The organism is Actinomycetes bacterium (assembly GCA_024222295.1).
GTDB lineage: Bacteria > Actinomycetota > Acidimicrobiia > Acidimicrobiales > Microtrichaceae > JAAEPF01.
On sequence record JAAEPF010000002.1, the window covers coordinates 366250 to 387468 of the forward strand.

The following is a 21219-nucleotide window of genomic DNA, read 5'->3' on the forward strand; positions in this document are numbered from 1 at the left end:
TCAGCCGGCCCCCGCGGTCTGCGACTCCGCGACGAGGCGCAACAGGTCGGGGCCGAACCGCTCGACCTTGACCGCCCCTATGCCCGGCAGATCGAGCAACTCCGCGTTGCTGGAGGGCCGTTTGGCCGCCACGGCACGAAGGGTCTCATCGTTGAATACGACGAACGCAGGCACCCCGGCGGCGCTGGCCTGAGACTTGCGCCAGGCGCGCAGGGACTCGAACAGTGGCCTGTCCTCGTCGCGCGGAACGGCGCGCTCGCGAAGGGCCGCCTTGGTGGCCTTGTTGCGGCGCGACGGTCGGCCCGGTTCCCTCCGGGGAGCTTCGCCGAGCCCGCGCCGCATGTCGTCGAGCCAGGGCGAGGGCGAGCGCCGCAGTGAGCGGCTGCCGAACGCCCGGCGTGCCGCGTGGTTGCACAGCAGCTCGTCGCGCGCCCGTGTGAGTGCCACGTAGAGCAGCCGGCGCTCCTCTTCGACGCTCTCCGGGTCGTCTTCGGCATGGTGGATCGGCACGTAACCCTTCTCGAGCCCGGCAATGTGCACGATCGGCCATTCGAGCCCCTTGGCCGCGTGGAAGGTGACTATCTCGACCGCGTCGGACGAGATGTCGGTGTCGCGCAAGGTGCTGCGCAACCAGGCGGTGAACCCGGCCGGTGTGCCGGTTGGCTCGAGGGCGAGGAACTCCCGGCCGAGGCGTACCAGCTCGGCCAGGTTGGCCAGTCGTTCCTCGGTGAGGTTGGTGCCGTCGTCATCCGCGCCGGTGGCCACGGTCCGCTCGAGGTCGGCCACGAAGTCGTCGACCGAAGGCGCGGAGCGCAGCGTGTTCATCGCTTCTTTGACCTCGGGCTGGTCGAGCAAGGCGCCGGCGCCACGTACCCGGTGGGGAATCCCGGCGGCGCCGAACGTCTCGGCGAGCACCGCAGCCTGCGCGTTGGTGCGGACCAGAACGGCCTGGTGGCGCCAAGGATCACCCGGCCGGTGCTTGTCGCGGCAGGCGCGGACGATTCCGCGCGCCTCGGCGGTCTCGTCGTCCCACGACCGGATCGTGGGACGCGGGCCCTCTGCCCGGTTCGGGCGGAGCCGCATCAACCGCGATGGGCCGGCGGCCAGCACACCGTTGGCGGCGGCGAGGATCTCCGGAGTGGAGCGGTAGTTGTCTGCCAGGGCGACGGTCTCGGACCCCGGATGGAACCGCTCGAAGTCGACCAGGTAGGACGCATCGGCACCGTTCCACGCGTAGATCGCCTGGTTTGGGTCGCCCACGACGCAAAGAGATGATTCCGGGCCGAGCCATGAGTCGAGCAAGCGGTGCTGCAGCGGGTTAACGTCCTGGAACTCATCGACGTAGATGTGCCGGAAGCGCCACCGCCGCGCCGCGGCATGAACCGGATCGGCCTCGAGGTCGCGCGCTGCCAGACGGAGCAGGTCGTCGAAGTCGACCATGCGCTTCTTCTTCTTGGCGTCGACGTAGCTCTGGTAGATCCCGGCGACCGCGTCGAGGTCGATCGGAGGGCGCCGGTGGGCGCGCGCCGCAGCCGTGGGGTAGGCCTCCGGGTCGACGAGCCTGGCGGAGGCCCATTCGATCTCCGACACCATGTCGAGGGGGAGCGTGCGGTCGCGCCCGGGGCAGAGCCTGGCCACGAATCCGACCTTGCGGTCGAGCAGGTCGGGCGGTCGCACGCCGCGCTCCTCCCAACGCTGGCGCAGCTGCGCCCATGCCACGGCGTGGAACGTGCCGGCCTGCACGCCCTCGCGCAGGCCCAGCCGGGCGAGCCGATCGCGCAGCTCGGAGGCGGCCTTGCGGGTGAAGGTGACAGCGAGCACCCGTGCCGGGTCGGCATCGCCGGTGATGGCGCGGTGCGCTATGCGGTGGGTGAGCACCCGGGTCTTGCCCGACCCTGCTCCCGCGAGGATCCGCAGGGTCGTGGCATCGCTGGTGACCGCGCTGCGTTGAGCCTCGTTGAGACTCTTCAGCAGCGAGGCGGTCTGCTGCGCTTCACGCTCATCCAGTGCATCGGGCACGTCGTCGGATGCGCGCCAGTTGTCGGTACTGCTCACGATCAGCAAGCTACCAGTGCGGTGCGACACGTCCCGGTGGCGGGCCGGCCTGACCGAGTCCGCCATGGCCGGCCCTATCGTGGGCCCGGTGCAGCACGTGCCGATGGACCGTTTCGAGCAACTCGTGATCTCGGCGCTGGATGAACTGCCGGACTCTCTGGCTGCCCGGATCGACAACGTGGCCGTGGTCATCGACGAGCATCACCCGACCGAGGACCTGCTCGGGTTGTACGAGGGGGTGCCCCTGACCGAGCGGGACGACTACGGAATGATGGAGCTGCCCGACACGATCACGCTCTACCGCGATCCGATCTCGCAGATCTCCGCCGACGAGGCCGAGGTGGTGGAGCAGGTGCGGATCACGGTCGTGCACGAGGTTGCACACCATTTCGGCATCGACGACGACGCCCTCGACGAGCTCGGCTGGGCGTAGGCCGGCCGCGGCGGCTCTCTGTTGACAGCGGGTTGCACAGGCACCCGGATACGCTGCGCAGGTGGGAATCAACGAGAGCCATCTGCACCGCGACGAGAAGATCGTCCTCGACCTGCACCCGCACTTCATCATGCTGGCCAAGGCCGTCCTGGCGGTCGTCGTGTCAACCGTGTTGGGCATCTTCCTGCTGACGCGCAACGTCGACAACGACGCACTCAGCACCGTACTGAAGATCGCGGGCGGCCTGTTGATCCTCGCCAGCCTCGGCTACTTCGCCCAGCGTTGGATCGCCTGGTACTCGACCAACTTCGTAGTCACCACCGACCGCTGCATCTACCGCTCGGGTATCATCGCCAAGCGGGGTATCGAGATCCCCCTGGAACGCATCAACACGATCTTCTTCGAACAGGGCTTCCTCGACCGACTCGTCTCGGCCGGCAGCCTTGTAATCGAGTCCGCCGGCGAGATGGGCCGCCAGACCTTCGAGGACGTCCGCGATCCCGTGTACGTGCAGAACGTCCTCTACCAGGAGATGGAGGACAACGAGAATCGCAAGTTCGACCGGATCAACACCACAGCCCCGGCCTCGACTGCGGACGAGCTGTCCAAGCTCGTGTCGCTGCACGAGCAAGGCCACCTGACCGATTCGGAGTTCGAGGCCCAGAAGGCCCGGCTGCTGGGCGGCGAGCAGGCCTGAGCGACGCCCGGCGGGCGGTTCTCAGCCAGGATGCGTTCCCGCCTCACCGACAACGGTGACCTCGGTTCCGTCGCTGGGTCTGACGCTCCAGCCCTCCAGGCGCACGTCGCGGTCCGCGAGGGCGACCACGCATCCTCCGAACCCGGCACCCGTCAAGCGGGCCCCGTGCACTCCGGGGGTCGCCACGAGTTGTCCGACGAGGGCGTCGAGCTGCGCGGTGGACACCTCGTAGTCGTCCCGAAGTGACTCATGGCTGGCGATCATCTCGACGCCGGCGCGTGCGAGGTCGCCCGCAGCCAACGCATCAGCGAAGCGCCGCACCCGGTCGCACTCTGTTCGAACGTGGCGCGCCCGGCGCTTCCCCACCGGGTCATCGAGGCGTTCGATGGACTGGATGTCGGCCACGGGGAGTGGGCCGACGACGGCGGTCGCCGCTTCGGCATCGGCGCGGCGTTGCGCGTAGCCGCTCGTCTCCAACTGACGGCTCTGACCCGAGTGCAGCACCCAGATGGAGGCTTCCTCGGGCACCGCAACGTGGTTCAGCTCGAGGGTGGCGCAGTCGATGAGCGTCGCGAAGCCGGCTCGACCCGCACAGATCGAGAGCTGGTCCATGATTCCGCTCGGAAGGCCGACGGCGCGGTGCTCGGCGCGCTGGCAGAGCAGTGCCAGCTCGACCGGGTCGGAAAAGGGTGAAGGCAGTCCGGATCGGAGCGTCTCGGCGGCCATCAACGCGAGCGCCGTTGCCACCTCCAGCGCTGCGCTGGAGGACAAGCCGGCGCCATAGGGCACCGTGGAGTCCACGGTGCCCGTCAGCCCCACGGTTGCTCCCAGCTCGGCTGCCACGGCGGCGGGGTAGCGGCCCCATCCGCTCGGGGTGGCAACTTCTGTGACGGGCAGGGCGATGTCGGCCCGGTCGTCCTCCGCTGTGGAATCGAGGATCAGCCTGTCACCCCCGACGGTGGCCTCGACGGTGGTCGCCAGGTCGATGGCCATGGGCAGTACGAGGCCGCCCATGTAGTCGGTGTGGTCGCCGATCAGGTTGACGCGCCCCGACGCCCGGGCACGAACACGCGCCGGTCCATCGCCTGAACCGTCGGCGGCCTGGCTTTGTTGGTGCTGGATCACGGCTCAGGTGATCCAGCACCAATGGAACCGGTCGGGCCGGGGTCCGGCGGTTGTGGTGGGCCCGGCTGTGATCGCAACCGGGCGGCCGCGTCGATCGGGTCGACCGGGTTGAAGTAGACCCTGCCGCCGAGCTCGGCCGCTGCCATGAACCGGGGGGTACCCGGTGCACGCAGGTGCGGCGCGATGTGGATGTGCGCCGGCTGCTCGGCGAACGGCTCATCGGTCGTGGGTCGCTGGTGGATCCACATCATGTAGGGCATCTCGCCGTCGACGAGCTGGTCGAGGCGCGACAGCACGTCGATCAGCAGCCCGGCCAGGCCGTCGCGGTCCATGCCGTCATCGGGCAGGGCGCCGTGGCCCCCCGACGTGGCGAGCAGCAGCTCGAACGGCCACATGGCGGCCTCGGGCACCCACGCCACCCAGTCGCCATGGCAGGCGACGGAGCGCTCGTGGTCGCCGGGGGGTACTTCGAGCACTCCCTCGACCAGCTCGCCGAGCGGTTGTGGGGGCACCGCGGGGTAGGCGTAGATCTGTCCGTGGGGATGGTCGATCGTGGCGCCAACCTCGCGCCCGCGGTTCTCGAAGACCAGTACGTAGTCAACGTCGTCACGCGCTCCGAGCACCGCCGTGCGCTCGGCCCAGAGGTCGACCACCTTGCGGGCGCCGTCATGGCCCATCTGCCAGAACGCGAGGTCGTGCTCAGGGGTGTAGAGCACCATCTCACAGCGCTCGTCGGGCATCGCCGGCCAGCGGTTGGCAAACCACTTCACGTCGTAGTGGCCCTCGGGGGCCTCCAGGCCACCCGGACAGAACGGGCATCCCTGCGACGGCAGGTTGGGCCGACTCTGCCGCGAAGGCACGATCACGGCCTCGGCACCACTCAGGGGGTCGGTCCGTTGGTCGATCATGCGGCGCCCGGAAGCATCGTCGCCCATTGCCTCAGCCGACCTGCTCGATGGCCTCGGCTATCGACTCGAGCGCCGCGACCTCATAGGGGGCGCGCAACGCCACGTTGATCTGCTGGGCGCCTGCGTCGACGAACCTGCCGATGCCCTCGACCATCTCCGCAGTGGAGCCCATGAGCACACCGGGCGACACGAAGTCGGCGATTTCGCCGAACTGTCGCTCCAGCGACTCGCGGTCAGGTGCCACGCCCACGTTGACCGAGCGCCGCACCGACGACGGGTCGCGCCCCAGGTCCGCGCAGTGTGTGTCGAGCACCTCGTTCTTGTGGGCGTACTGCTCGGGGGAAATGAACGGCACGTTCCAGCCGTCGGCGTGCGCCGCGACGATCCGCAGTGTGCGCTTCTCGCCGCCGCCACCGATCCACAGGGGCAACGGCGACTGCACCGGGGGAGGGTCACAGATCGCTGAGTCCAGGTGGAACCAGCGGCCCCCGAAATCGACCGGTCGTCCGCCGAGCAGCAGCTTGAGCACCCGGGCGTACTCGTCGAGGTGGTCGAGCCGCTCGCCCGCGCTGCGAAATTGGATCCCGTTGGCGGCGAACTCCGGCTCGTCCCATCCTGCGCCGAGCCCGACCTCGCACCTGCCGCCGGAGAACTGGTCGATGGCCGCCACGGCGTTGGCCAGGATCGAGGGGTGCCGGAAGGCGGCGCAGTACACGAGTGAGCCGCAGCGCACGCGCGTGGTTCGCATGGCCAGGGCCATGTGTACCGCCACCGCTTCGAAGCAGCTGGTGCTGCGACCGTCGGCCGCATGGAAGTGGTCCCAGATCGAAATCCACTCGAAGGGCAGTTCCTCGATGCGGGCCCACAGGGACTCGAGTTCGGCGACCGATGTGCTGGCGGGCCCCGTGTGAACTCCGAATGCGACGGCCATGGATGGAGTCTGGCAGAAGGGCGCAGCCGCGATCGGCGCCAGGCACAACGAAGGCGGGTGCTCTGTAGCTTGTGGCCATGACCGAGCGTCCAACCGCCCTGGGATTCCTGGGTTGTGGGTTCATCGCCCGATACCACGCGATGCAGTTGGCCGTGGCAGGGCATGACTGCTCGGCGGTCGCCTGCCACGACCCCGATGGTGAACGGGCGGCCCGGTTCGCACGCGAGGTCGCCTCGCAGATGCCCGCGCTTGGTTCCCCGGAGGTCTGCGGTTCGGTCGAAGAGGTGCTCGATGCCAGCGATGCCGTGTTCGTCTGCACCTGGACCGCCGCACACCGCGAGCTGGTCGTTGCCGCGGCCGATCGCGGGCTGCCTGTGTTCTGCGAGAAGCCTCTCGGCACTTCGCTGGCAGATGCTGAGGCGGTTGCCTTGGCGCTGGAATCGACTCCGGCTCATGCCGTTGGACTCGTCCTGCGAAGCAGCCCCGCGATGCTCGCAGTGCAGGAGTTGGTGCGCGATCCGGCCGCAGGTGCGGTGATGAACGTGGTGTTCCGCGATGACCAGTACCTGCCGGTGGACGGGCTCTACGAGTCGAGGTGGCGCGTCGACGCGACTCTCGCAGGGTCGGGGGCACTGCTCGAGCACTCGATCCACGACGCCGACCTGCTCGAGTTCCTGGTCGGGCCGATCGACGCGGTCGGTGCGCATGTCGGTCATTTCCACGGGATCGACGGGATCGAGGACAACGTCACAGCCATGGGGCGCTACCAGAGCGGCGCCACCTTCTCGCTCGCTTCGGTCTGGCACGACATCGACGCCCGTTCGAGCCTGCGCCGCATCGAAGTGTTCTGCGCGAACCGCCTGGTGACCCTCGAAGGCGACGTGTTCGGTCCCGTGCTGATGCAGTCCGACGATGAGACGCTGCACCTCGAGGGCGACGAAATCGTCGACTGGCTGGATCACCGCGATGTCCCGACCGAGTCGACCGAAACGGCATTTCTGCACGCGGTTGGCCAACACCTGGAGGGGCGGAAACCCGCCCGCTTGCGGCCCGACGCGGCGGATGCCCTGAGGGCGCATCAGGTGGTCGATGCCATGTACCGCTCGGCCGCGGCCGGTGGTGCGCCGGTGGATGTGCCGGCGGGTGGCACGGCGACGGGAGAGGGAGGTTGAGCAGATCACAGCGCCTCGGTGTGGCCGCGGCACTCGTGGACGGCGCGATGGTCCCCGGTGACGTTTCGATCGCCGACGGCGTGGTCGAGCAGGTCGGTCACCCGCCAGGAGACGGCGCGCGTGGAGTGGCGGTCCCCGGATTCGTGGACTGGCAGGTCAATGGCTTCGGCGGTGTCCATTTCACCGGTGCCGACGCAGGCGCCATGGGCGAGGCGGCATCCGCTCTGGCGCGCGCAGGGATCGTGTTCGCAGCACCCACGTTCCTGTCCACCGATCTGGCCGGGTACCGCCGGTCCCTCGCCGAGCTGGGGGGCATTCTGGCCGCGGACCCGACGTGTGGGCTCACGGCCGCCCACCTCGAGGGGCCGTTCCTGTCCAGGGCGTTTGCCGGAGCGCACGATCCCTCGACCTTCGTCGCTGCGGACCCGGGCCTCATGCGGTCGCTGCTGGATGCGGGCCCCGTCGCGATGGTGACTCTTGCGCCCGAGCTGGACGGGTCAGCCGATGTGATCGCCGCGCTGGTCGAGCGCGGCGTGACGGTCAGCATCGGTCACAGCGATGCGGACGCAGCCGCAGCCCGGTTCGCACAACGGTGCGGGGCAACGGCCATCACACACTGCTGGAACGGGCACCGCCGGTTCGCGCCCCGCGACCCTGGTCCCGCCGGCTGGGCGCTCGACACCCCCGGTGTGACCGTGGGCCTCGTCGCCGACGGCGTACACGTGGCGCCGGAGGTGGTTGCTCTCACGTTCGCCGTCGCCCCGCGCCGCGTGGCGGTGACCACCGATGCAATCGCGCCAGCCGGTACCGACCTCGAACACTGGAACGGCGGGGGCTTCCATGTCGAGGTCGCCGAGGGCGCCGCCAGGCTGGCCGATGGCACCCTGGCCGGGTCGGTCGCGACACCGACGAGGATGCTCCGCGAGCTCGAGCGGGCCGGGGTGGACTTCGCGGATGCGGTGCACGCGATGTCGGCGCCACAGGCACAGGCGCTCGGCCTCGGACAGTGGGCCGTGAGGCCGGGAGACCCCGCACACGTGACCGTGTTGGCCGACGACCACGAGGTGTTGGCCACCTGGCGCAACGGCGTGAGGCTCTAGCCACAGGGGAGGTTCGCTTGACCGGGCGGTCAAGGCCGTCAACACTGCCCGGATGCCGATGATGCAGGCCAACGGAATCGACATCTGGTTCGAGCAGTTCGGGGACCCCGACGACCCGGCGATGCTGCTGGTCAGCGGACTGGGGGCACAGGCGATCGGGTACGAGCCCGAGTACTGCAAAGGCATAGCCGAGCTCGGCCTGAACGTGATCCGCTACGACAACCGTGATGTGGGGCTGTCCACTCATGTCGATCACGAAGTCGGCGACGTCATGGAGGCCTTTGCATCCGCCGTCGCAGGCGGCGAGGTCGATGCTCCCTACACGCTCAGCGACATGGCCGCCGACGGCATGGCCCTGCTCTCGGGCCTTGGCATCGAGAGCGCTCACATCGCGGGTTCGTCCATGGGCGGGATGATCGTGCAGACGATGGCGATCGAGCACCCCGAGCGGGTGAGATCGCTCACCTCGGTGATGTCCACCACCGGGGAGGTCGAGTACGGCCTGCCCGAACCCGAATGCCTTGCCGGACTCGCGTCGATCATGGCCCCGTCGGAGACCCGTGAGGAGCGAATCGAGTCGGGTGTGAGGCTCCAGAAGCTGATCGGCACACCAACGGAGTGGGACGAGGACCGCACGAGGCAGAAGTCGGCCGAACAGGTGGACCGTGCGTATGACCCCGATGGCACGGCTCGACAGATGCTGTCGATCCTGGCTTCGGGGCACCGCGCCGAGGGCCTGACGAAGCTGGAGGTGCCCACGATGGTGCTGCACGGCGACTGCGATCCGCTGGTCAACGTCTCCGGGGGCGAGCGCACCGCCGAGCTGGTGCCGGGCTCGGAGTTCCGTCTCATGGACGGCATGGGCCACGACCTTCCGCCGGCCTACTGGTCACACGCAATCGAGGCGATCAGGTCGGTGACCTCCCGGGCCTGACCGGGGACCGATCGCAGCCACGAGCCGCTCGCTTCGAGTCCATCGGGCTTGACCGCGCTGGGGGCAGGAAACGAACACCGAGCCCGACGAAGGGGAATGACATGGGTCCGTTGCAGGGAATCAAGGTAATCGAGGTCGCCGGAATCGGTCCGGGGCCGTTCACGGCCATGATGCTGGCGGACATGGGCGCGGATGTGATCCGTGTCGACCGCGCATCGCAGGCGACGGGCGCCGATCCGGCGTCACCGCCGGCCGATGTGCTCAACCGCGGACGTCGCAGCATTGCGCTCGACCTCAAGTCGCCAGAGGGCCTCGCAGTCCTGCTCGACATGGTTGAGCGGGCCGACGCACTCATCGAAGGCTTCCGCCCCGGAGTCACCGAGCGCTTGGGCTTCGGCCCCGACGCCTGCCTGCAGCGCAACCCGAAGCTCGTCTACGGGCGCATGACCGGGTGGGGTCAGGAGGGCCCCTACGCGCACACCGCCGGCCACGACATCAACTACATCGCGCTGGGGGGCGTGCTCGGCCACCTCGGCCGCGAGGGCGAGAAGCCCACGCCGCCTATCAACCTGGTGGGCGACTTCGGCGGCGGTGGCCTGCTGCAGGCCTTCGGCGTGGTGTGCGCCCTGCTCGAGTCCGCCCGGTCAGGTGAGGGACAGGTCGTGGACACGGCGATGGTCGACGGGTCGGCCGTGCTGATGACCATGATCTGGGCGTTCAACGCAATGGGTATCTGGGGCGAGGAGCGCGGTACCAACATGCTCGACACCGGAACCCACTTCTATGACACCTATGAGACCTCTGACGCGAGGTTCGTGTCGATTGGTTCGATCGAGCCACAGTTCTACGCCGAACTGCTGCGACTCACCGACCTCGAGGCCCACCTCGCAGCGAAGGGCAAGGAGCTTCCGGCGCAGATGGACCGCGCCAACTGGGCCGGTCTGAAAGACGAGCTCGCCGAGATCTTCGCCTCCAAGACCCGCGACGAGTGGTGCGCAATCATGGAGGGCACCGATGTGTGCTTCGCTCCCGTGCTCACCATGCACGAGGCGGCGGCACATCCCCACAACGTGGAACGCGGAACGTTCGTGGAGAATGCCGGCATAACCCAGCCGGCTCCGGCTCCCAGGTTCAGCCGTACCCCCGGCGAGATCCAGCGTCCCCCGGCACACCCGGGCCAGCACACGGACGAAGTCCTGGGCGAATGGCTCGACCTGGGCGCCGATGACCTCGCGAAGCTGCGGGAGTCTGGCGCGGTCGCCGGCTAGCAGCGGCTCTGTTGCTCCCCCGGACGCGGACGTGCCCGCCGGGGGGAAGGCGGGCACGTCTGGGTTGGGGGAACTCTCTGATTCCTCGTTTCGGCTCTTTTCGAGCTGGATTGAGGATTCCGGCGACGTTTTCGCGCAAATGTTCCGGAACCTCGGCGCCGGCCGGGCGCGGAAGGGGACAGGTGGCGCTCAGCGGACGAGCACGCCAGGAGTCACCAGGGGGTCACGCGGCCGAGGGGCCCTTCAGTCTGTCGCTTAGCTGGCCCTTCTCGCCGAACAGCCTCTCGGTCCAACACTCGAGCAACTCCGAGGTGTCGCGGTCGTCGGGGTGGAACCCGTGCCGCTTGTAGCTGCTGATCCGCCTGCGCATCTCCTTGCTCAGGATCGGGTTCTTGCTCACCTTCGCCAGGCTCTTGCGCAGCCGGCCCCGCCGGCGGGTTGCGGGGTCGCCAAGCAGCGAGGCCACGAGCCCGGTGAGTACTGCGAAGTTGAACATCACCTGTGTCACGCGCATCACGTTGACCCGGATGCGCTCGTTGCCACAGGCCGACATGTATACGTCGTACGCGACCGACTTGTGCTCGGCCTCCTCCAGGGCGTGCCAGTAGAACAGTTGGCGCACCTCGGCGATGTCGCATTCCTCTTCGAGGAAGTCGGTGGTGAGCAGGATCTCGGCAAGGGTGGCCGTGTAGTGCTCGAGTGCGGCGGTGAGGGCGAGCTGGTGTGCCTTCGGTGCGATCCTCGCCAGGAGCCCGAGGCCTATGCGCACGCGGCCGTCGAGATACCAGACCGGGTACCCGAGCTCGGCGAGGGTGTCGTTGAATTGCCGATGCTCGCGGCCGTGAATGGCCTCCTGGCCTATGAAGCCCTTGACCTGCTCGCGGAGTTCGGGGTCGGTTATCTGGTCGCGGTAGTTGCGTACCGACTGCACGAAGAAGTCCTCGCCCTCCGGGAACAGGCAGCTGAGCACGGCGACTAGGTGGCTCGAGACGAGGTCGTCGTTCATGAAGTGCCGGGGCAGGTCCACGTCGCCGAAGCCGAAATCGATTCTTCTGGTGGGAACGGACCTCGGTGGTGTGGGTGCAGCTGCGGCCTTGCGGCTCTCCTTGATCATGTCGGGTATTCTTCTACGAGACGTAGATAAATGCAAGCATGGTTCGTCCACCAGCGCACGCAGGCCTCGCTGGTCGCTGCACATCCTGGTCCACGGGGCGCGCAGACTACGGTCGTTGGCATGGCAAAGGGAGCCAAGAGGGGTCGGCCCCGCCTCACCGACGCTCAGCGCGCCGAGCAGCGCGCCAGGCTGCTGCAATCGGCGATGGAGGCAATCCGGGCCCACGGCTCCGACGTGTCCATCGACGACATAGCGGCCACCGCAGGAGTCTCCAAGCCGGTCCTCTACGGCCATTTCGGGGACCGCCTCGGACTGGCCGACGCCATCGCAGTGGCCCTTGCCGACAACGTGACCAACGAGGCAGCCGACGCCGTAGGCGGCCCGGATGCAGACGAGCTCGACTTCCCGGCTGCGGTAGGAGTCATCGTGACCTCGCTGGTCGACCTGGTCGAACACGAGCCCGCCATCTACGGCTTCCTCGTGCGCACCATCCGATCGGGAGACCGCGGGTTCTTCGACAACGCCCTCGTCGACGTGATCCGCGAACGTGGCGGTGCGCTGGCAGAGATCGCCAACCCCCACATCGACCCCGGCGCAAGGGCCGTGCTGGTGGACGGCGCGTTCGGGTTCCTGCTCTTCTCCATCGAGTCATGGGCGCAGCGCGGCATGCCCAGCCGGGCGGAGCTGATCAGCACGCTCACCCACTCGGTGGTGGCGGGCTTCGGTGCCGCTGCGGCGCGCAGCTCACTGGTCGAGTGAGTCCGGGACAACCGGCGACTTGACGATCGGCGGTCGGGGGGACCGGCGAGCCGGACGGCTGTCAGATGTCCATCCGGAGAATCACCCGGGTCGGCCGCATTGCGTCGGGATGGTTCCTGCGGGCCTCACGCACGAATCCGAGAACGGCGTCGACCGCCTCGCTGGCCGGGTCCGCCTGGCCTGCGCCGTCCAGGGCCTTGATGCGTCCCAGCGCGGGTGCCGGTGCGGTGTCACTGCAGAGCATTCGCGTGGCCCACGCGTGGGTCAGGCGACCGGTGGATGTCACGGTCTCCACGGTGATTCCGTTGCCGCCGGAATCGCGCAGCCAGGTCATGAACGAAGCCGCGTTGCCCGAGGGCACGGTGAGCGGCACGCAGTTCGGGTCGGTGAGTCGCGCCCTTGCGACGGTCAACTCGAGTCCGGGCAGTGAGTCGGCGTCGCGGGTCACCTCCACGAGCACGTTGTCGACCCAGCCGACCACTTCGTGGCCATCTGGTGACACATCGGGCTCGGAGTCGAAACCGATGGACTTCGCCCAGTCCGGTCGCTCGCCACAGCCGGACGAGTTGGCCTCCGCGGCGGTGGGCTGCCGTGGCGGCGACCCGGTGCGAACCGTTACCTGCAGCCTCGAGGGGTCGTCCACCCCGAAGGCGTTGCGCACTGCCTCCACGGCCATGTCGGCGACCTCTAGGTGCCCGACCGGCCCGCTGGCGATCATCGAGGGGTTGGAGACTCCGCTCGGATCCGATTCCAGGCCGAGTGTCGCCACCTCGCCGGCCACCTTCGTGGCCTCGAAACCGACGCTGCGGCAGTATCGGGTGAGCGCCCAGGGCCCGAGCTCGCCATCGAGGTCGGAGCCCAGTTGGAGGTGGTAGGCGAAAGTGCCGGGGCCATCCACTCCCGGCCAGCCGACCGAGATGCCCATGCGCCAGTCCGAGCCGACTTCGTGCAGCTCGATGACGGTGCCGTCTCCGGCCCCGTCGACCGTGGTGTCGAGGTCGTCGTGGAACCGCTCCCAGCAGGCCCTGGTCTGCGATCCCACCCGCTCGATCCCCCCGACGCCAGAGACTCCACCCAGTTCCGCCACATCCTCAGGGTGTGACGTTGCCTCGTGGCGCTCGTGGGGATCGACCGGTGGTTCCATCCATGCCTCGACTCTCGTTGGTGGGCGGTCACAGCCGGACCGTCCGCCAGTTGCGGGGCGACGGCGGAGTTGGACCGCAGGGCCGGGCAACCCCACCCGGAGGTGCCCGACCCGCGGCCACTTCCCGCCGCCGCTATCTACCGATTGTGCGGGTTGCGGGACCCCGTGGCGATGGGATGAATTGCCCGTACTGAGGGGGCACTCAAGGCGCCGGGTAGTGTGACCCAGCCATGGCAACACCCATCGAGGAGCCCTCCTCGGCGTTCGGCGTGGTCGACTTCCGGCGGTTCTGGTTCGCCGCCCTAGTGTCGAACACGGGGACCTGGATGCAGGGGGCCGCGATCCCCTACGCCGTTTACGAGATCTCGGGCACCACGGGCGCGGTGGGTGTCACCGGGCTGTTCCAGTATCTGCCGTTCATGGTCATGGGAGCGGTGGGAGGCACCCTTGCTGACCGGTTCGCCCGCCGACGTCTGCTGCTGGTGACCCAGGTGGCCATGATGGGCGCGGCGTTGGCGTTGTGGGCCCTGCAGGCATCGGGTCGGGCGGAGCTCTGGTCGATCACGGCGCTGGCGTTCGTGTTCGGGCTCCTCGGAGGCCTGGCAACTCCGGTCTGGCAGGCGTTCGTGGTGGAGTTGGTGCCGAGGGACCTGTTGTTGGGGGCGGTCACACTGAACAGCACGCAGTTCAACGCCGCGCGCGCGGTGGGACCGTTCCTCGCCGGAGTGGTGATCGCTGTGTTCGGGGTGCAGGCGGCGTTCCTGTTCAACGCGGTGTCGTTCCTCGCGGTGATCGCGGTGCTGGTCGTGATCCGCTCGGCCGGTGGCAAGCGCCCCGGGGGCCATGCCGGGTTACGGGGCTCCGCGCTCGGCGGCATGGCCGAAGCGGCCAGGCACATACTCGCCACACCGGCGATCCTGGCGTGCTGCATGGCGATCATCGCGGTGGCCGGCCTGGGTTCGCCGCTGTTCAATTTCCTGCCCGTGTATGGCGAGGAGGAATTCGTGGTCGAGGGCTGGCAGCTAGGCCTGCTGTTCGGCGCAGGTGGAATCGGTTCGCTGTTGTTCGCCCCGGCCCTGCTCAAGGTCGCCCCCAAGATGCCGCGGGCGCGGCTGCTGGCCGGATTCATGGGCCTCTATGGTCTGGCCGTGGCGGCGGTCGGGTTGTCGCCGGGGTACTGGGTCGCAGTGGTCGCTCTGATGGTGTTCGGTGGCGCTTACCTGGGCATCGCATCCACGATCAACACCACCATCCAGCTGGTCGTGCACGACCACCTGCGCGGCAAGGTCATCGCGATCTACCTGATGTGCCTCACGGGCGCTCTGCCTCTCGGGCTGCTCGTGTGGGGGCTCGTGGCCGACGTGGTGGGCCTGCGGGCGACGACCGTGGCGGCCGGACTGTTGCTGGTGGTCACCACGGCCGTGCTGCGCGCCACCGGACGATTCACGGTCATGGCGGCAGCCGACGACGCCCGCGACGAAGCCGCGGAGGCCCGCGGCGTTGCTTCCTGAGCAGGTTTCAGGCCGACCCGTCGGGTACTGCCACGGCGTCGGTCGGCACGAGCCGGCTGTCGGCGAGCGCCGCGGTGCGGTGGCCCATGATGGCCTGGTACTCAGCGGAGGCGACCATGCCGGCGAACGTGGCCAGGTCCGGGTATCGGATCAGCGCCATGTCATCCCACTGCTCGTCGTCGGGGCCTATCACCGTCGGGTTGCAGGCGCCGAAGAACACCGGTGCCGCTCCGAGGCCTGCGAGTATCGGCAGCACGCCCGCGGAGTACAGCCCGTAGGCCTCGCGGCCGCTGACCGGCTCGGTGGGAGCAAGGCCTGCGTGCTCGGAGTAGTCGGCGACGTCGCGGTAGCGCAGCAGGTTGAGCATCGTGACCGGGCCTTCGATCCCTGATGCCATGAGGCGTTCGAGTTGGGCTTCGGTCGGTTCGATGTGTCCTGTCATGGGCCGAATCCTGCCAAATCCGCAGCGTTGTCACACCCCCTTCGTAGCTTTGGGGGCATGCGAGTACTGCACACTTCCGACTGGCACCTCGGGCGCTCACTGGGGGATCACCGCCTCCTTGAGGACCAGGCAGCCTTCTGTGACTGGCTCGTGGGCTTCGTGGCCGGCGAGAAGATCGACCTCGTGGCCGTGTCGGGTGACCTGTTCGACCGCTCGATCCCGCCCGGCGACGCCTGGACGCTGCTGTGCGACGTCTTCAGCCGCCTTCGTTCCGCAGGCGCCACGGTGGCCGCGATTGCGGGCAACCACGACAGCGCGGGCCGCCTCGCCGCCCTCGATGACCTGCTCAACGGCGCCGGGGTGTACCTGCGCGGCGGATACGCACGCGCCGGCTCGGTCACGGAGCTCGACTTGGGCGGCCATCCGCTCGCCCTCGTCACCACGCCCTTCCTGGATCCCCACATGGCCCCCTCCGAGGTGGCGGAGCCGCTCCGGGAGGCGTCGGCGCTCAGCCACGAGGGTGTGTTGGCACTCGCCATGCACGGTGCCCGGTCCGCCATGCCCGATGGCATTCCCAGCATGGTCCTGTCTCATGCGTTCGTCACCGGTGCCGCCCGCAGCGACTCCGAGCGTGAGCTCGCGGTGGGCGAGGCGGCGATGGTCTCCGCAGAGGTCTTCTCGGGGTTCGACTACGTGGCCCTCGGCCATCTGCACCAGCCCCAGAGCGTGGCCGGTGAGGAGCGCATCCGCTACAGCGGGTCGCCGCTGCCCTACTCGTTTTCGGAAACCGGCCCGAAGAGTGTGTGCATTGCCGAGCTCGATGAGGCTGGCCTTGTGGGGGTCACCTCCGTCGAGGTGCCCGTGGGGCGCAGCGTCGTCACTGTGCGCGGCACCCTGGAAGACCTGGCCGAGTCCGCCGGCGATGCACGCAACTTCGTGCGGGCAGAACTCACTGACGAGCTGCGGCCGGTCGACGCCGCAAGGCTGCTGAGGTCGAGCTTCCCGTGGCTTGCCGAGGTCGAGTGGGTCGGCGGGCGACGCGACGGCATCCAGGGCCTGAGCGTCAGCGAGGTCGCAGTGCGCACCCCCGGTGAGCTGGTCGACGACTTCTGGCGCGACGTGCGCGGCGAGCGGCCTGGCGAAGAGGTGCGCGCCATGTTGCACGGCGCCCTGCACGGCACCGATACCGGTGAGTTCGCAGCCGCATGAGGCCAAGCCGGCTGGAGGCAACTGCCTTCGGACCTTTTGCCGACACCGTGGTGGTCGACTTCACCGAGCTTCCGGCAGACCGCCCGTTCCTGATCCGCGGCCCCACGGGAGCGGGCAAGACGTCCATCCTCGATGCCATGACCTATGCGCTCTACGGGGTGCTGCCCGGCCATCGCTCCAAGCACCGCGGAATCCGCAGCGACCATGCTGCCGCTGCTGCCGAGTGCGAAGTCACCCTGGAATTCGTTGCCGGCGGGGAGCAGTGGCGGGTCACGCGCAAGCCTGAGCAGCACCGCGAGTCGCGTCGCGGGGCCGGCATGGCCAAGGTCAGCTCGAGTGCCCGCCTCGAACAGATGCGCGGTGGCTCGTGGGAGCCGGTGGAGTCCAAGGTCAACGAGATCCGCGAACACATGGAGCGGGTGCTCGGTCTCACAGCAGAGCAGTTCCAGCGTGTTGTCCTGCTGCCCCAGGGCGACTTCTCCGACGTGCTCAACGCCAGCACGTCTGACCGCGAGAAGTTGCTGCGTTCGCTGTTCGGAACCGAGGTGTTCCGCAGCGTGCTCGAGCGCCTGTCTGCCGAGCGCGATTCACTGCGCGACCGCACCCGCCACTCAGCCGGCAAGGCGGATGCGCTGCGAGCCAGCGCTGCGAGCCAGCTTCGCGACCTGCGGGCCCGGCTCGGCCTCGATGAAGCGCAGGTGGCGAGCCTCACAGACTCCGCCTGCCGGCCTGGCTCGTCCGGTGCGGTTGCCGAAGGCACTGCGGCAAACGATGGCAGCGAGGTTTCGGACGCGGCGGACCAGGGCGCCGAAGTAATCGACCTGCGCGAACGCGGCGTCGACGACCACGACGTTTCCCTCGAACCGGAGGCTCCCGGCGACAAGGAGCTTCGCGAGCAGGTCAGCCAGCTGCGCGGCGGGGTGCTCGCGAGCCAGGCCGAAGCCGCCGAGCGTGCCAGGTCCGTGTCGGTGGAGGCCGACCGCACACTCGGCGAAGCCGAAGTGGCCTCCCGCCGGCTCGCTCGCCGCGACGAGCTGCGCGGCCAACGCGCCGAGCTCGAGGCGACGGGCGACCAGCACGAGCACAGGGTTGGCTCGGTCGCTCGGCACCGCGAGGCTGCGCCGTTGGTCGAGGCGATGGACCGCCGCGACTCCATCGCAGAGGTGCACGAAGCCTCTCGGGCCACCAGTGCGCGGGAGATGTCGCACATGGCGCAACTCCTCGATCGTCTCGATGGCCTGCTCCCGTATCCCTGCGAGGGTGTCGACGATGCCACAGCGGCTCGCCTCACGCGCTCCGCTGCGTCCGAGCTCTTGCTCGATTGCGAGCGGGCTGTCGCGGACCGCACCCAGGCGCGGGAGCTGCGTGCGAAGGCCGAGGATCTGCGCAGCGAGCGCCAGGAGTTGGCCAACTCGGCCGCTCTGTTGGACAACAGCCTCTCCAACGCGAACGACGAACTGGTTGACGCCCGACGCGCCCTCGAGGCCGCTCGAGGCCTCGCGACGCAGCTCCCGGCTCTGGCCGAGTCGGCCGCCACAGCAGAATCGCTCGCGCAGGCTCGCCGGAGCTTCAGCGAACTCGGTGCCCTTCGTGACATGCGAAGCGAGGCCCGCGCGCGCCTGGCCGCGGGCATCGACGCTGCGGCCGCTGACCTGGCGGAGAAGTCCACGGCTCTCGAAGCGCAGGCCCAGCTGGCAGACGGGCTCGAGGCAGCAACCCGGCAGGTCGCGGAGATCGAGGCGATGACCAAGGCCCTCGAGGACCTGTCGGGCCTGCAGGACGACCTTGCAGACCGCCGTCGTCGATTGTCCGATGCGGAATCGACTGCACAGCAGGCCTTCGACCACTACGTCGATTCCACCGCGCCACGGCTGGCGGAGGAGCTGGAACCGGGCCAGCCGTGCAGCGTGTGTGGTTCCCGCGAACACCCCGCGCCGGCCGCCGGCGGACGCATTGCCGACCGCGTCGACCTCGACACACTGGAGTCAGCGCGCGCAGGTGCGGTGGCCGCCCGCGACGCCACCACGGCCGCCGAGGCGGCGGTGGCCCGCCTGCTCGCCGCCAACCCGGCAGTCGCGGACGCGAACGCCGCCGTGCTCGAACAACGTCTCGGTTCCGCCCGCACGTCCCACAGACGTGCACTGGAGGCCGCCGGTGAGCGTGACCGGCTGCAGCAGTTGATCGATGACCGCACCGCCGTGCTCGATGAGCTCCGTGGCGACCTCGACAGCCTCGACGCGGAGATCGCGGAGATCAAGGCCGAGGTCGACCGGGCAACAGGAGCGCTCGGAGGTGCGGCCGAGCGCAGCATCTCTGACCTGGACCACGTCGCATCAGAGGCCGCGGCGCGGGTTGCCGAGGCCCAGCAGGCCACTGACAACATCGCGGCACTGGAACACGACGTCGTGCAGGTCGAGTCCACCATCACCGCCGCCACCCTGCGCCGCGCCAGCATGCAGACCAGCATGGAGGTGATCGATTCGAACCTCGTTCGCATCGACAGGGAGGCGACCGGCGCCGAAGCCCGCGCGGCCTCGGTGGCAGCCGGCAGGGCGCCCGAACCCCTCCTGGCGACACTGCGGGAACTCGTCGGCGCCACCCAGCGACTCGGCGAGTCGGCGATCAAGGCACGAGCGACCGGCGAGCAAGTCGACTTGGCCGCCGAGCAGGTCGAGGCAGCGGTTGCCTCATCTTCGTTCCTCGACGAGGCGGCGGTCGTCCCGGCCGTGCTCGACGACGATGCACTCGCCGAGGCCGAGAAGGCCATCACCGCCAGGCGCGAGGCCGAGGCCGTGGTCGCGGCGGGGCTGGAGGAACTCGAGGGGATCGACCTGCCCTCCGAGGCTCCGGACCTCGAGGCGTTGCGGGAGGCAGCCGAGGCCACCCGCGCTGCCGCGTCTGGTGCCACGGCCGCCTTCGCGGCCACCCGGGCCGAGCTCGATACAGCGGAGTCACAACTCGACACGGCAATGGAGCACCTCGGTTCGACGGCAGCGGAGCAGGACCGCCTCAACATGCTCGAAGACGTCGTGGGCGTGGTCAGCGGCCGCCGCACACTGAAGCGCGTCACCCTCGAGGCATGGGTGCTGGCGTCCTATCTCCGCGAGGTGGTCGGCGCCGCCAACACGCACCTTCGCGCAATGACCGCCGGCCGCTACGAGCTCGATGTCGACTCATCGCACGTGAGCGGAGCCGCCCGATCCGGCCTCGATATCGTCGTGATAGACGCGGACACCGGACGTTCCAGGCCCACCCGTTCGCTGTCGGGTGGTGAGACCTTCAAGGCGTCGCTCGCGATGGCCCTCGGGCTCGCCGACGTGCTGACTGCGGGACGGTCGGGCCGCAGCGTCGACGCCCTCTTCGTCGATGAGGGATTCGGCACCCTGGATGCCGATTCCGTCGACACGGTCATCGAAGTCCTGGATGGCCTGCGTGACCGCGGCACTATGGTGGGGCTGATCTCCCACGTGGAGCCGATCAAGGAAGCGCTTCCGGTCGCAATCGAGGTGGTTCCACGTGCCGACCGGCGCGGCTCCGAGCTCAAGCAGTTCGTCACCGTCTGACCGCCCGGCCGCGTCGCGGAGGCTCGCCAGTTCGATAGCTTGGCCCCCGTGCCAACACTGGTCTGCTTCCATGCCCATCCCGACGACGAGGCCATAGCCACCGGTGGCCTGATGGCCCAGACCAAGGCGGCCGGTGGCCGCGTGGTGCTGGTCGTCGCCACCCGCGGTGAGCGCGGTGAGCCGCAACCGGGAGTACTCGGCGAAGGGGAGGCCCTCTGGGAACGGCGGATCCCCGAGACGTTCGCGGCAGCCGAGGTGCTCGGCGTCGACCGGGTGGAGTTTCTCGGCTACGTCGACAGCGGAATGATGGGCGAGCCCTCCAACGACTTCCCGTACAGCTTCTGGCAGGCCGACCTGGAACAGGCCGCCAACCGGCTGGCGGCCATCCTGGCTGAGGAAGAGGCCGACGTGCTGACCGTCTACGACGACAACGGCGGCTACGGACACCCGGACCACATCCAGGTGCACCGCGTGGGTACCCGTGCCGCAGAACTGGCGGATGTGCCTCGAGTGCTGCAGGCCACCATGAACCGCGACCAGATCCGCAGGGCCATGGCCGAGCAGGCCATCGCCCTTGCAGAGGAGGCTGCCGACGGGGCGGACGTGCCCGAGCCCGACGACAATTTCGGCAAGCCCGAGGCTGAGCTCACCCACGGTCTGGACGTGACCGCGGAGACCGGGCTCAAGCGCAAGGCGATGGCCGCGCATGCGAGCCAGATCTCACCCGAGTCCTGGTTCCTGCAACTCGACGACGAGATGTTCTCGGTGGCGTTCGGCACCGAGTGGTTCATCGAGTCGGGCAAGTCCAGGGGGCAAGGCGAGGAGATGCGGGCCTCGGTCTGGTAGCAGCGGGC

At 68.9% G+C, this 21219-nt stretch carries 18 protein-coding genes; 11 read left to right on the forward strand and 7 right to left on the reverse strand.

The genetic code is table 11. From position 1 onward, the window contains the following. Entirely contained in the window at positions 1 to 2055 is a 2055-nt protein-coding gene (locus tag GY812_01700) for an ATP-dependent DNA helicase UvrD2 (GenBank protein ID MCP4434200.1), read from the reverse strand. Positions 2056 to 2119: 64 nt separating this feature from the next. Between GY812_01700 and GY812_01705 the strand changes: the two genes are divergently transcribed. Beyond that, on the forward strand, positions 2120 to 2488 hold the full coding sequence (locus tag GY812_01705; protein ID MCP4434201.1) for a metallopeptidase family protein: 369 nt from the start codon (positions 2120 to 2122) through the stop codon (positions 2486 to 2488). A 61-nt stretch (positions 2489 to 2549) separates the two neighbouring features. Then, positions 2550 to 3185, forward strand: coding sequence for a PH domain-containing protein (locus GY812_01710; protein ID MCP4434202.1), 636 nt, complete (start codon positions 2550 to 2552; stop codon positions 3183 to 3185). Between the two features lie 21 nt (positions 3186 to 3206). On the opposite strand, the gene GY812_01715 is transcribed toward GY812_01710, so the two are convergent. The 3 genes from GY812_01715 to GY812_01725 are packed head-to-tail and all read right to left on the reverse strand — an operon-like array spanning position 3207 to position 6149. Continuing rightward, positions 3207 to 4310, reverse strand: coding sequence for a galactokinase (locus GY812_01715; GenBank protein ID MCP4434203.1), 1104 nt, complete (start codon positions 4308 to 4310; stop codon positions 3207 to 3209). Next, positions 4307 to 5245: a hypothetical protein gene (locus GY812_01720; GenBank protein MCP4434204.1), complete on the reverse strand. Its 939-nt coding sequence runs from the start codon at positions 5243 to 5245 to the stop codon at positions 4307 to 4309. Before GY812_01720 ends, GY812_01715 begins: the two co-directional genes overlap by 4 nt. 4 nt (positions 5246 to 5249) lie before the next feature. Further along, positions 5250 to 6149: an LLM class flavin-dependent oxidoreductase gene (locus GY812_01725; GenBank protein ID MCP4434205.1), complete on the reverse strand. Its 900-nt coding sequence runs from the start codon at positions 6147 to 6149 to the stop codon at positions 5250 to 5252. A gap of 77 nt (positions 6150 to 6226) precedes the next feature. Between GY812_01725 and GY812_01730 the strand changes: the two genes are divergently transcribed. The 4 genes from GY812_01730 (at position 6227) to GY812_01745 (ending at position 10623) form a co-directional block, all read left to right on the forward strand. Continuing rightward, a complete protein-coding gene (locus tag GY812_01730) occupies positions 6227 to 7321 on the forward strand; it encodes a Gfo/Idh/MocA family oxidoreductase (GenBank protein ID MCP4434206.1) in 1095 nt (364 codons plus the stop codon). Next, positions 7318 to 8421 carry an N-acetylglucosamine-6-phosphate deacetylase gene (locus tag GY812_01735; protein MCP4434207.1) on the forward strand — a complete coding sequence of 368 codons (1104 nt, stop codon included), beginning with the start codon at positions 7318 to 7320 and terminating at the stop codon, positions 8419 to 8421. Before GY812_01730 ends, GY812_01735 begins: the two co-directional genes overlap by 4 nt. A 52-nt stretch (positions 8422 to 8473) precedes the next feature. Then, a complete protein-coding gene (locus GY812_01740; GenBank protein MCP4434208.1) occupies positions 8474 to 9355 on the forward strand; it encodes an alpha/beta hydrolase in 882 nt (293 codons plus the stop codon). 101 nt (positions 9356 to 9456) lie between these two features. Then, positions 9457 to 10623 (forward strand): CoA transferase, encoded by a 1167-nt coding sequence (locus GY812_01745; GenBank protein MCP4434209.1) that lies wholly within the window; start codon positions 9457 to 9459, stop codon positions 10621 to 10623. A 223-nt stretch (positions 10624 to 10846) separates the two neighbouring features. On the opposite strand, the gene GY812_01750 is transcribed toward GY812_01745, so the two are convergent. Further along, the gene (locus GY812_01750) at positions 10847 to 11737 is read right to left on the reverse strand and encodes a metal-dependent hydrolase (protein MCP4434210.1); all 891 of its coding nucleotides are present in this window, start codon (positions 11735 to 11737) and stop codon (positions 10847 to 10849) included. 120 nt (positions 11738 to 11857) lie between these two features. Here GY812_01750 and GY812_01755 point away from each other — a divergent pair, with 120 nt between their 5' ends. After that, positions 11858 to 12496 carry a TetR/AcrR family transcriptional regulator gene (locus GY812_01755; GenBank protein MCP4434211.1) on the forward strand — a complete coding sequence of 213 codons (639 nt, stop codon included), beginning with the start codon at positions 11858 to 11860 and terminating at the stop codon, positions 12494 to 12496. A 61-nt stretch (positions 12497 to 12557) separates the two neighbouring features. Here the strand turns inward: GY812_01755 and GY812_01760 are convergent, their stop codons facing one another. Continuing rightward, positions 12558 to 13640, reverse strand: a complete 1083-nt coding sequence (locus GY812_01760; protein ID MCP4434212.1) for a hypothetical protein — start codon at positions 13638 to 13640, stop codon at positions 12558 to 12560. Positions 13641 to 13870: 230 nt separating this feature from the next. Here GY812_01760 and GY812_01765 point away from each other — a divergent pair, with 230 nt between their 5' ends. Then, on the forward strand, positions 13871 to 15151 hold the full coding sequence (locus GY812_01765; GenBank protein ID MCP4434213.1) for an MFS transporter: 1281 nt from the start codon (positions 13871 to 13873) through the stop codon (positions 15149 to 15151). Between the two features lie 7 nt (positions 15152 to 15158). Here the strand turns inward: GY812_01765 and GY812_01770 are convergent, their stop codons facing one another. Next, entirely contained in the window at positions 15159 to 15593 is a 435-nt protein-coding gene (locus tag GY812_01770) for a DUF1330 domain-containing protein (GenBank protein ID MCP4434214.1), read from the reverse strand. 57 nt (positions 15594 to 15650) lie between these two features. On the opposite strand from GY812_01770, the gene GY812_01775 reads away from it, so the two are divergent. The 3 genes from GY812_01775 to GY812_01785 are packed head-to-tail and all read left to right on the forward strand — an operon-like array spanning position 15651 to position 21211. Beyond that, positions 15651 to 16802, forward strand: coding sequence for an exonuclease SbcCD subunit D (locus GY812_01775; protein MCP4434215.1), 1152 nt, complete (start codon positions 15651 to 15653; stop codon positions 16800 to 16802). Further along, positions 16799 to 20365, forward strand: coding sequence for an AAA family ATPase (locus GY812_01780; GenBank protein ID MCP4434216.1), 3567 nt, complete (start codon positions 16799 to 16801; stop codon positions 20363 to 20365). Before GY812_01775 ends, GY812_01780 begins: the two co-directional genes overlap by 4 nt. A gap of 48 nt (positions 20366 to 20413) precedes the next feature. Further along, positions 20414 to 21211, forward strand: a complete 798-nt coding sequence (locus tag GY812_01785; GenBank protein ID MCP4434217.1) for a GlcNAc-PI de-N-acetylase — start codon at positions 20414 to 20416, stop codon at positions 21209 to 21211. Positions 21212 to 21219 lie beyond the last annotated feature (8 nt).